9 protein-coding genes and 1 pseudogene are annotated in these 10459 nt (G+C 74.2%); 7 read left to right on the top strand and 3 right to left on the bottom strand.

Features of this window, described 5'->3' with window-relative positions; all coding sequences use genetic code 11:
- Positions 1-120: 120 nt before the first annotated feature.
- The 3 genes from EAD98_RS22445 (at position 121) to EAD98_RS22435 (ending at position 4688) form a co-directional block, all read left to right on the top strand.
- Positions 121-2004: an ABC transporter ATP-binding protein gene (locus EAD98_RS22445; protein ID WP_121655991.1), complete on the top strand. Its 1884-nt coding sequence runs from the start codon at positions 121-123 to the stop codon at positions 2002-2004.
- Between the two features lie 55 nt (positions 2005-2059).
- The gene (locus EAD98_RS22440) at positions 2060-3841 is read left to right on the top strand and encodes an ABC transporter ATP-binding protein (RefSeq protein ID WP_121655990.1); all 1782 of its coding nucleotides are present in this window, start codon (positions 2060-2062) and stop codon (positions 3839-3841) included.
- 97 nt (positions 3842-3938) lie between these two features.
- Entirely contained in the window at positions 3939-4688 is a 750-nt protein-coding gene (locus EAD98_RS22435; protein ID WP_121655989.1) for a DUF2470 domain-containing protein, read from the top strand.
- Positions 4689-4723: 35 nt separating this feature from the next.
- Here EAD98_RS22435 and EAD98_RS22430 read toward each other — a convergent pair whose 3' ends face one another.
- The 3 genes from EAD98_RS22430 to EAD98_RS22420 are packed head-to-tail and all read right to left on the bottom strand — an operon-like array spanning position 4724 to position 6899.
- Positions 4724-5320: a TetR family transcriptional regulator gene (locus EAD98_RS22430; protein WP_121655988.1), complete on the bottom strand. Its 597-nt coding sequence runs from the start codon at positions 5318-5320 to the stop codon at positions 4724-4726.
- 24 nt (positions 5321-5344) lie between these two features.
- Entirely contained in the window at positions 5345-6100 is a 756-nt protein-coding gene (locus EAD98_RS22425) for an ABC transporter permease (RefSeq protein ID WP_121655987.1), read from the bottom strand.
- Between the two features lie 55 nt (positions 6101-6155).
- The gene (locus EAD98_RS22420; RefSeq protein WP_121655986.1) at positions 6156-6899 is read right to left on the bottom strand and encodes an ABC transporter ATP-binding protein; all 744 of its coding nucleotides are present in this window, start codon (positions 6897-6899) and stop codon (positions 6156-6158) included.
- A 185-nt stretch (positions 6900-7084) separates the two neighbouring features.
- Here EAD98_RS22420 and EAD98_RS31900 point away from each other — a divergent pair.
- From EAD98_RS31900 to EAD98_RS22405, 4 genes and pseudogenes are all read left to right on the top strand, one after another.
- Positions 7085-7771, top strand: a pseudogene (locus EAD98_RS31900) (phosphoribosyl-AMP cyclohydrolase); the annotation flags it as partial.
- A 180-nt stretch (positions 7772-7951) separates the two neighbouring features.
- Positions 7952-8383: a phosphoribosyl-AMP cyclohydrolase gene (gene hisI / locus EAD98_RS31645; protein WP_121655993.1), complete on the top strand. Its 432-nt coding sequence runs from the start codon at positions 7952-7954 to the stop codon at positions 8381-8383.
- Positions 8384-8441: 58 nt separating this feature from the next.
- Complete coding sequence (locus tag EAD98_RS22410) at positions 8442-9995, top strand: anthranilate synthase component I (protein WP_121655985.1); 1554 nt, start codon at positions 8442-8444, stop codon at positions 9993-9995.
- Positions 9992-10459: Trp biosynthesis-associated membrane protein (locus EAD98_RS22405; protein WP_121655992.1), on the top strand; the 468-nt coding region annotated here is incomplete at its 3' end. The genes EAD98_RS22410 and EAD98_RS22405, both read left to right, overlap by 4 nt.

Raw genomic sequence — 10459 nt, 5'->3', positions numbered from 1 at the left:
GCATGGCACGTCCCGTCGCCCTGGAGTACGTGACGGTCGACATATGCGGTCCGGGTCGGCGGGGGTGGTCCGGACCGGTAAGGATGAGGGAGATACTTGTGGCTTACGGCGGGGGAGAGCGTGGCGAGCAGGACAAGTCGGGATGTGCTCGGCCGGGGGCTGGGGGTCCTCCGGCAGGCGATCCGGGAGCAGCCACGGATCTTCACGGTGGCGGTGGTCGGCAGCGTGCTGTTCGGCTCGATGGTCATCGTCAGCGCGTACGTGGTCGGCGGGGTCGTCGGCGACGTGGTGGTGCCGGCCATCGCGCGGGGCGAGGTGGCCACCGGCAGCCTCGTGCTGGCCGCGACCGCCCTGTTCGGCATCAGCGTGCTGCGGGTCGTGGGCATCTTCGGCCGCCGGCTCGGCGCCGGCTACATGCAGTACCGCCTCCAGGCGGCCTACCGCCGCCGGGTCACCCGCCGTTACCTGGACCTGCCGCTGTCCTGGCACCACCGCAACGCCACCGGCACCCTGCTCTCCAACGCCAACTCCGACGTCGAGGCGGCCTGGTACCCGATCGCGCCGCTGCCCTTCGCGGTCGGCACGCTGGTGATGCTGGTCGGCGCAATCGTCTCGCTGTTCGCCACCGACTGGGCGCTGGCCCTGGTCGGCCTCGCGGTCTTTCCCGCGCTGTTCACGCTCAACGTGGTCTACTCCCGCCGGATGGCACCCCGCCAGGCCCGGGCGCAGCGGCTGCGCGCCGAGGTCAGCGGCATCGCCCACGAGAGCTTCGACGGCGCCCTGGTGGTCAAGACGATGGGTCGGGAGGCCCAGGAGACCGCCCGGTTCGCCGGCCGGGCCGGTGAGCTGCGCGACGCGCTGATCGCGGTCGGCCGGCTGCGCGGCGTCTTCGATCCGCTGCTGGAGACGCTGCCCAGCCTCGGCACGCTGGCCGTGCTGGTCGTCGGGGCGTTCCGGCTGCGCCAGGGCGCGATCAGCGTCACCGAGCTGGTCAGCGTGGCCTTCCTCTTCACCGTGCTGGCCTTCCCGGTGCGGGCCATCGGCTGGGTGCTGGCCGAACTGCCGCGCAGCGTCGCCGGCTGGGACCGGGTCCGCCGGGTGCTCGACGCCACCGGCGAGATGCCGTACGGGCAGCGGGTGCTCGACCCGGCCACCCCGGGGCCGGCCACCCTCACCTTCACCGACGTGCACTTCTCCTACCCGCCGGCCGAGGCGCACCAGCCCGGCGCGCAGGTGCTCGGCGAGGTCGGCTTCACGGTGCCCGCCGGGCGGACGGTGGCCCTGGTGGGGCCCACCGGCGCCGGGAAATCCACCATCGCCTCGCTGGCGGTGCGCCTGGTCGACCCGGACACCGGCGTCGTCACGCTGAACGGGGTGGACATGCGCGAGCTGACCGCCGCGTCCCTGGCCGGCACGGTCGCCCTGGTCGCCCAGGTGCCGTTCGTCTTCGACGACACGGTCCGCGCCAACATCGCCCTCGACCGGCCGGGCATCGACGACGAGGACGTCTGGGCGGCGCTGCGGCTGGCCGAGGCGGACGGGTTCGTCGCGGCGCTTCCCGACGGCCTGGACACGATGGTCGGCGAGCGGGGCACCTCGCTCTCCGGCGGGCAGCGGCAGCGGCTCACCCTGGCCCGCGCGCTGGCCGGCCGGCCGCGCCTGCTGGTGCTCGACGACGCGACTAGCGCGGTGGACCCCCGGGTGGAGGCGGCCATCCTGGCCGGTCTGCGCTCGTCGGCGGGCGCACCGGGGGTGCCGGCCGCGTCGATCCTGGTGGTGGCGTACCGCCGGGCCACCATCGCACTGGCCGACGAGGTCATCTACGTGGAGCAGGGGCGGGTGATCGCTCGGGGCACGCACACCGAGCTGCTGGCCACCGTGCCCGGGTACGTCGACCTGGTGACCGCCTACGAGCAGGCGGAGGTCGACCGCGCGCAGGAGCGTCCGTACGAGGACGAGGTCGCGCCGCTGCCCTCGGGCCTGGAGATCGAGGTGGACCGGTGAGCGCGAGGAGTGCAGCGCAGCGGAGCCCCGCAGTCGCGAACGAAAGGCCGGCCCGGTGAGCGTCAAGACGGACGAGCGGGACGAGCGGGCGGAGACGACCTGGCAGACCCTGCGCCGGGGGCTGTCGCTCTCGCCGGAGCTGCGGACCGGGCTGGCGGGCACCCTGGCCCTGGCCCTGGTCTACATGGTGGGCCGGGTGGCCGTGCCGGTCGCCGTGCAGCAGGGTATCGACCGCGGCATCGTCGGTGGTCTGAACCTGGACGTGGTCTGGTCGGTGGTGGCGATCACCGCCGCGATCCTCACGGTCACCACGATCTGCGGCTACCTGATGATGCGCCGGTTGTTCACCGTCAGCGAGACGGCGCTGGCCAACGTGCGGACGCGGGCGTTCCGGCACGTGCACGACCTGTCGATGCTGCACCAGCAGTCGGAGCGGCGCGGCTCGCTGGTCTCCCGGGTGACCAGCGACGTCGACCAGATCACCCAGTTCCTCCAGTGGGGTGGGGTGATCCTGCTGGTCAACCTCGGCCAGCTGGTGGTCACCACGATCGTCATGCTGGCGTACTCCTGGCAGTTGACCCTGGTGGTGCTGGTGGCGTTCCTGCCGGCGGTGTTCATCATCCGGCAGCTGCAACGCCGCCTCGGCGTGGCGTACGCGACGGTGCGGCAGCGCACCGGAACGCTGCTCGGCGCGATCGGCGAGAGCGTGGTGGGCGCGCCGGTGATCCGGGCGTACGGCATCGCGGGACGCACGGCGCGGCGGCTGGACGACGCCATCGACAGTCAGCGCCAGGCGCAGCAGCGGGCGATCCGGATCAGCATCGTGGGCAGCTCGGTCGGCGAGCTCGCCGCCGGGCTGGCGCTGGCCGGCGTGGTGGTGCTCGGGGTGACGCTGGGGGTGGACGGCACGCTGTCGATCGGCCAGTTGACCGCGTTCCTCTTCCTGGTGACGCTCTTCATCCAGCCGGTGCAGATCGCCACCGAGGTGCTCAACGAGGCGCAGAACGCGATCGCGGGCTGGCGGCGGGTGCTCGACGTGCTGGACGTCGCCCCGGACGTGGCCGACCCGGGGGAGCAGGGGCGGGAGCTGCCGGGCGGGCCGTTGGACATCCGGTTTTCCGGGGTGCGGTTCGCCTATCCCGGTGGGCCGCCGGTGCTGCAGGACATCGATCTGGAGATCCCGGCGAAGAGCCGGGTGGCGGTGGTCGGGGAGACCGGCAGCGGCAAGACCACCTTCGCGAAGCTGCTCACCCGGTTGATGGATCCGTCGGGGGGCGCCGTGCTGCTGTCCGGGGTGCCGCTGTCGGAGGTCCGGTTCGACTCGCTGCGCTCCCGTGTGGTGATGGTGCCGCAGGACGGGTTCCTCTTCGACGCGACGGTGGGGGACAACGTCCGGTTCGCCCGGCCGGAGCTGACCGACGAGCAGCTCGGTGTCGCCTTCACCGAGCTGGGCCTGGCGGACTGGCTGGACGGCCTGCCGGCCGGCCTGGACACGCCGGTCGGCGAGCGCGGGGAGGCGCTCAGCGTCGGGGAGCGGCAGCTGGTCGCGCTGGCCCGGGCGTACGTGGCCGACCCGGACCTGCTGGTGCTGGACGAGGCGACCAGCGCGGTGGACCCGGCGACCGAGGTGCGCCTGCAACGCACCCTGGACGCGGTCACCCGAGGTCGCACCACCCTGGCCATCGCGCACCGGCTCTCCACGGCGCAGGCCGCCGACGAGGTGATCGTGGTGGACAAGGGGCGGATCGTGCAGCGTGGTCCGCACGACGAGCTGGTCCGCGACCCCGATTCGACCTACGGCCTGCTCTACGCCTCCTGGCTGGAGCAGACCCGGTAACGAACCGGTGTCCACCTGCGCGGGGATGGCTGGACGCCGTCGGCCGGGTGCTCTACGCTCCGGGTTAGGTAAGCCTAACCTCTAAGGAGGTCGCGTCATGCGGCCCAGCCCCGCCGAGATCGTTCGTACCCTCGTCGCTGGCCGGCTGCCCGGTCTCGTCCACCTGGCCCACCGGCCGGGCCCGCACCACGCCCGGCACGTGACCGACCCGGACGGCCGGGTGCTGCTGCTCGTCCCGGTGGCCAGCCACCTGGCCGCCGCGCTGCGGCCGGCCGCCGGGGGCACCGACGTCGCGGTGGTGCTCGACGTGCTCGACCTGCCACCCGCGGCCGGCGCCCCGGGGCTGGGACGGGCCTGGGTGTCCGGCTGGGCCGCCGAGCTGCACGGCGCCGACGCCCGTCGCGCGGCCGTCGACTTCGCCGCGGTGGAGCCGACCGGCGACCTGCTCGACCTGGGCGTCCGGTTCCAGCTGTTCCGCTTCGAGGTGGTCGAGGTCCGTTGGGAGCGCGCCGGCGTCGTGCACCGGATCGACCCGGGGGAGTACGCCGAGGCCGAGCCGGACCCGGTGCACCCGGTCGAGGCGCGGCTGCTGGCCGACCTCACGGAGCGCGACGCCGGCCAGGTGACCGAGTACCTGCGCCGGCAGCTCGGGTTGACCGAGCAGACGCCGGACGGACCGCCCCGGGTGGTACGCGTCGACCGCTACGGGCTGGTGGTCGCTCTCGGTCGCCCCGGCGCCCGGCGGCGGGTCCGGCTCGCCTTCCCGTGCCCGGTGGCCGACCCGGACGATCTGCTCCGGCTGCTGCCGCCGCTGCGCCGCCGTGCCGAGGCCCTCCCGCCGGGCTGACCGCTCGCCGGCTTCGCCGGTCGGTGCTGCGCGCGCTACGTCGACAGCGAGCCGGTCAGGTACCGCTGCACGGTCGGTCCGATGGCCGCGACCAGCGTCTCCGGGTCGGCGGACGCCACCGGCTCCAGTCGGATCACGTGGCGCACCATGCCCAACCCGATCAGCTGGGTGGCGACCAGCGAACCGCGCAGCGGCAGCTCGACCGGGTCGACCTCGAGCTGGTCGAGCACCCGGCGCAGCACCTGCGTGGTGATGAACTCGCGCAGCAACCGCGCCGTCCACTCGTTGCTCACCGCGGAGCGCAGCAGCGCCACCCCGGCGCCGCCGACCGGCGAGTCCCAGACGCCGAGGAAGGTGCGGACCAGCCGCTCGCCGATGCCGTCCTGGCCACCCGCGAGCACCCTCGGCACCACCTCACCCGGGTCGACGGGAAAGTTCATCGCGGCCAGGAAGAGCTGGTCCTTGCTGCCGAAGTAGTGGTGCACCAGCGCCGGGTCCACCCCGGCGGTGCCGGCGATGGCGCGGATCGACGCGGCGTCGAAACCACGCTCGGCGAACGCCGCCCGCGCCGCGTCGAGGATCGCCTCCCGGGTGCCCTGGTTGCCGGGTCGCCGGCCCGTCCGCCGCGCCATCGCCGCCCTTCGTCCGCCCGCCGGTCAGCCGCTCCGCCGGCGCAGGGTGGCCGCCGCGAGCACCAGTGCCAGCACCACCGCGCCGAGCACCACCACCACGTCCCGCCACATCGTGCCGGTCGGCTCGGCGTTGGCGCCGACCTCCTGCAACGCCTCGATGGCGTACGACAGGGGGAAGGCGTCGCTGAGCGCCTGGAGCCAGCCGGCCATCTGGTCGCGGGCCACGAACAGCCCGCAGAGCAGCAGCTGGGGGACCACCACGACCGGCAGGAACTGTACTGCCTGGAACTCGGTGCGGGCGAAAGCGCTGCAGAACAGCCCGAGGGCGACGCCGAGCACCGCGTCGATCACGGCGATTCCGATCACCAGCCCGCTGCTGCCGGCGGTGTCCAGATCGAAGATCCAGTACGCCACACCGGCGGCGACCGCGGCCTGCACGGCGGCGGCCAGCCCGAACGCGATGCCGTAGCCGAAGAGCAGATCGAGCTTGCCCAGCGGGGTGGTGAGCAGCCGCTCCAGGGTGCCCGAGGTGCGCTCGCGGAGCATGGCGATGCTGGTCACCAGGAACATGATCACGAACGGGAAGATGCCGAGCATCACCAGCGCGATCCGGTCGAACGCCGACGGCTGGCCGGGCGGGGTCGGCTGGTCGGCGTACATGAAGTAGACCAGGGTGAGCAGGGCGGACGGCACCACCACGAGCAGGGCGATGGTGCGCCGGTCGTGGCGGAGCTGGCGCAGGATGCGGCCCGTGGTGGCCGCCAGGATCCGCGGGTTCATGACATGCCTCCGGTTCGCGACCGCGGGGCTCGCCGGTCGGGTTCGTTCCTCGCGCTCACGACGCCTCCCGTCCGGCCGTCGCGGGGCCCGGCTCGCCGGCCCGGATCAACCGCAGGAACGCCTCGTCGAGGTCGTCCACGCCGGCAGCGGCGCGGATCGCGGCCGGGCTGTCGTCGGCGATCAGCCGTCCCTCCCGGATCAGCAGCAGCCGGTCGCAGCGGGCCGCCTCGTCCATCACGTGACTGGACACCAGGAGCGTGGTGCCGGCGGCGGCCATCGCGTGGAACCGGGCCCACAGATCGGCCCGCAGCACCGGGTCCTGACCGACGGTCGGCTCGTCGAGGATGACCAGCTCCGGCTCACCGACGAGGGCGCAGGCCAGAGACGCCCGGCTGCGCTGCCCGCCGGAGAGGGTGCCGACCAGCTGGCCGGCCGCCCGGGCCAGCCCGACATCGCTGATCGCCTGGTCGGCCTCGGCGCGGCCCCGCCCGTGCAGGGCCGCGAAGTACCGGGCGTTCTCCCGCACGGTCAGGTCGGCGTAGACGCTCGGCGCCTGGGTGAGGTAGCCCACCTGGCGCCGCAGCGCGGGCGAGCCGGCCGGCTCGCCCAGCACGGTGACCGTCCCTCCGGTGACCACCTGCACCCCGACGACCGCACGCATGAACGTCGTCTTGCCGCTGCCGCTCGGGCCGAGCAGCCCGGTCACGGCACCCCGCGGGACCGTGCAGCTGATGCCGTCCAGCACCCGCCGCCCGCCCCGGTCCACGAGCAGATCGCGGACCACGATCGCGTCGTTCATTCCGCACCTCCGGCGAAACTCATCAGCTGTTGAACTCAACGCTAGATGAGATACGTGCACCGGCGCAATGGTCGACACTGGCCGATCGCCGCACAAGACGCGACAACGGGCAGTAGCCTCCGGACCGGACACCAGGTCCGCCAACGGGCATTGCGTACCGATGGGGCGTACGGCACGATGGCGCCGTGGGTCACGCTCCGTTACCGGACAGCGGGTTTCTTGAGGACTGGGCCGCGCGGTTGCGGCAGGCGGCCGAGCGACCCGTCGTCGGCATCCTGCTGCGCGGAAGTCACGCCCGACGGGCCGCCACCGCGCACAGCGACGTTGACCTCGACGTGCTGGTCGGCGGCGCCCCGTACGAGGCCCGCCGTGCGTACCTGACCGAGTCCGCCGGCCGGCTCACCCACGTCTCGGTGGCCGCCCGGGACGTCCGCTCCTGGGTGGACCGCCTCGGCGAGCCAGCCGACTGGGCCTTCGGGCTGCCGGTCACCGCACCGGCGCGGCTGCTCTGGGCCGACCCGCACTGGCGGCGCCGCATCGACCTGCCGGTGCTCTGCCAGCCCGCCGAACCGCCCCGGCTGGAGGAGCTGATCGCCACGCTGGGTAAGGCCGCCGCCGCCCGCGCCGCCGGCGATCACCTCGGGATCCGGCTCGCCGTGGCCGATCTGGCCCGGCTCTGCCCCTCGGTGCTGCGCCCGGCCAACCCGTCGGTACGGGTGTTCTCCCGCCGGGCGGCCTTCGCGGCGGCCCTGGAGCTGCCCGTCGCCCCGCCCCGCTACCGGCAGGACATGCTGCTCTGCCTCGGGCTGCGCCCGAGCTCCACCGGGCAGCTCTGGGCCGCCGCCGTGCGGCTGGTCGCCGGAACGCTGCCGCTGATCCGCCCGTACGCCGAGGAGATCGCCGAAGCCGCCGGCAGCGACCTGGCCGACGCCCTGGTCGACGGCCGGCTGGACCGCTACGTCGCTCAGCTGGCCCGGCCCGCCAGTGATCCGCCGCCGCCCCGGCGGGAGCCGTCGCCGGTACCCGCGCCGCGTGCGGGACAATGGGTCACTGTGCCCGTACCTGACGCGCCGGTGACCGGCGTCCCCAGCGATCCGACCGGCCCGACGGTGTCCGTTCCGGCCCGCCCGTCCCAGCTCGACCCGGCCATCGCGGCCCGCCTGCGCCGCACCGCCGACGGCCTGGTCGCCGCCGTGGTCCGCGCGCACGACACCGGCGAGGTGCTGATGGTCGCGTGGATGGACGACGAGGCGCTGCACCGCACCCTCACCACCGGGCGGGCCACCTACTGGTCGCGCAGCCGGCGCGAGTACTGGGTCAAGGGCGCCACCTCCGGGCACCACCAGTACGTCCGCTCGGTCGCGCTGGACTGCGACGGGGACGCGCTGCTGGTCAGCGTGGACCAGGTCGGCGCCGCCTGCCACACCGGTCACCGGACGTGCTTCTTCACCGAGCTGCCGGTCACCGGTCCGGAGGCACGGTGAGCGCGAGCAGCGCGGCGCGGCGGAGCCCGGCAGTCGCGAACGAGAGGCAGGCCCAGCCATGACCGACGGCGCGGTGAGCCCCGAGCTGGCCACCTTCACCGAGCTGGCCGCCCAGTGGCGGGTCGTGCCGGTCACCCGGCGGCTGCTGGCCGACGCGGAGACCCCGGTCGGCGTCTACCGCAAGCTGGCCGGCGGGCCCGGCACGTTCCTGCTCGAATCCGCCGAGCAGGGCGTCGGCTCGGCCGGCATGGCCTGGTCGCGGTATTCCTTCATCGGGGTACGCAGCAGCGCCTCGCTGGTCGAACGGGACGGCGTGGCGACCTGGCTCGGCCAACCGCCGGCCGGGCTGCCCACCGACGGCGACCCGGTGCGGGTGCTGCGCGAGACCGTCGCGGCGCTGGCCGGCCCGACCGGGGACCCGTCGAGCGGGCTGCCGCCGCTGACCGGGGGCATGGTCGGTTATCTCGGCTACGACCTGGTCCGCCGCTTCGAGCGGCTGCCCGAGCTGACCGAGGACGACCTGGGCGTGCCGGAGCTGGGCATGATGCTCGCCACCGACCTGGTGGTGCTCGACCACTACGACGGATCGGCCCTCCTGGTCGCCAACGCGGTGCTGCCGCCGCTGGACGCCCCGGACCGCGCCGCGGAGGTCACCGCCGCGTACCACCACGCGGTGGGCCGGCTGGACGCGATGACGACCGCGCTGTCCCGGCCCATCCCGCCGATGATCTCCACCGTCGAGCGCCCGCCGACCGGTGAGGTGCTCTGCCGCACCCCCGACGGGGGCTACCCGAAGGCGGTGGAGGCGGCCAAGGAGGCGATCCGGGCCGGCGAGTGCTTCCAGATCGTGCTCTCCCAGCGCTTCGAGCGGCCGACGCACGCCGACCCGTTGGACGTCTACCGGGTGCTGCGCACCAGCAACCCCAGCCCGTACATGTACCTGCTGCGCTTCGACGGGTTTGACATCGTCGGTTCGTCGCCGGAGGCGCACCTGAAGGTCACCGGCGGTACGGACGGGCGGCGTCGGGCCCTGCTGCACCCGATCGCCGGCACCCGCCCGCGCGGTGGTACGCCGGCCGCCGACGCCGGGCTCGCCGCCGAACTGCTCGCCGACCCGAAGGAACGGGCCGAGCACGTGATGCTGGTCGACCTGGGCCGCAACGACCTCGGCCGGGTCTGCCAGCCGGGCAGCGTGGAGGTGCCCGAGTTCGCCACCATCGAGCGGTACAGCCACGTCATGCACATCGTCTCCACCGTGACCGGCACGCTGCGTGACGATCGCAGCGCGTTCGACGCGCTCGCCGCGACGTTCCCGGCCGGCACACTCTCCGGTGCGCCGAAGGTGCGGGCCATGGAGATCATCGAGGAGCTGGAGCCGGTACGCCGTGGCCTCTACGGCGGCACGGTCGGCTACTTCGGCTTCGGCGGCGACCTGGACATGGCGATCGCCATCCGGACCGCCCTGATCCGCGACGGGCGTGCCTACGTGCAGGCCGGCGCGGGGGTGGTCGCCGACTCGGACCCGGCCGCCGAGGACCAGGAGACCCGCAACAAGGCCGCCGCCGTGCTGGCCGCGATCGCGGCCGCCGAGACGTTGCGGCCCGCCCGATGACCGGCCCGACGCAACCCCACGAACGGTCCGCGGCGGGCCGGCGTCAGCTGACGTACGCCGTGCTGCTCTGCCTCGCCGGCGCGGGCCTCGCGCTCTGGGCGTCCACCCGGACCTGGTCGGTCGAACTGACCGTGCGCCCGGCGCCGCTGCCGCCGGTGCGCGACGCCCGCAGCGGTGCCGCCCTGTTGCCGTGGCTGCCGGCGCTGGCCCTGGTCACGCTGGCTGGCGGGGGAGCGGTGCTGGCCACTCGCGGCCGGCCGCGGCGGCTGCTGGGCGTGCTGCTCGGCGCGCTCGGTCTGGCCGTGGCGGCCGGCGGCGGGTACGGGCTGGTCACCGACCTCGACGGCGTGGTGAGCCGGCAGTGGCCGGCGCTCTGCCTGCTCGGCGGCGTGCTGGCCGCGGCGGGCGGCGGGTGGACCGCGCTGCGCGGCGGCGACTGGCCGGCGATGGGCGCCCGGTACGAG

Origin of the sequence: Micromonospora sp. CV4, from assembly GCF_003667455.1 — a bacterium.
Taxonomy (GTDB): Bacteria; Actinomycetota; Actinomycetes; order Mycobacteriales; family Micromonosporaceae; genus Micromonospora.
This window is presented reverse-complemented; position numbering and strand designations above follow the sequence as displayed.

Excerpts from the sequence above, each read along its gene's own strand:
- EAD98_RS22435 (WP_121655989.1), top strand. The coding sequence starts at position 3,939 with ATGCGGCCCAGCCCCGCCGAGATCGTTCGTACCCTCGTCGCTGGCCGG.
- EAD98_RS22430 (WP_121655988.1), bottom strand. The coding sequence starts at position 5,320 with ATGGCGCGGCGGACGGGCCGGCGACCCGGCAACCAGGGCACCCGGGAG.
- EAD98_RS22425 (WP_121655987.1), bottom strand. The coding sequence starts at position 6,100 with ATGAACCCGCGGATCCTGGCGGCCACCACGGGCCGCATCCTGCGCCAG.
- EAD98_RS22420 (WP_121655986.1), bottom strand. The coding sequence starts at position 6,899 with ATGAACGACGCGATCGTGGTCCGCGATCTGCTCGTGGACCGGGGCGGG.
- EAD98_RS22410 (WP_121655985.1), top strand. The coding sequence starts at position 8,442 with ATGACCGACGGCGCGGTGAGCCCCGAGCTGGCCACCTTCACCGAGCTG.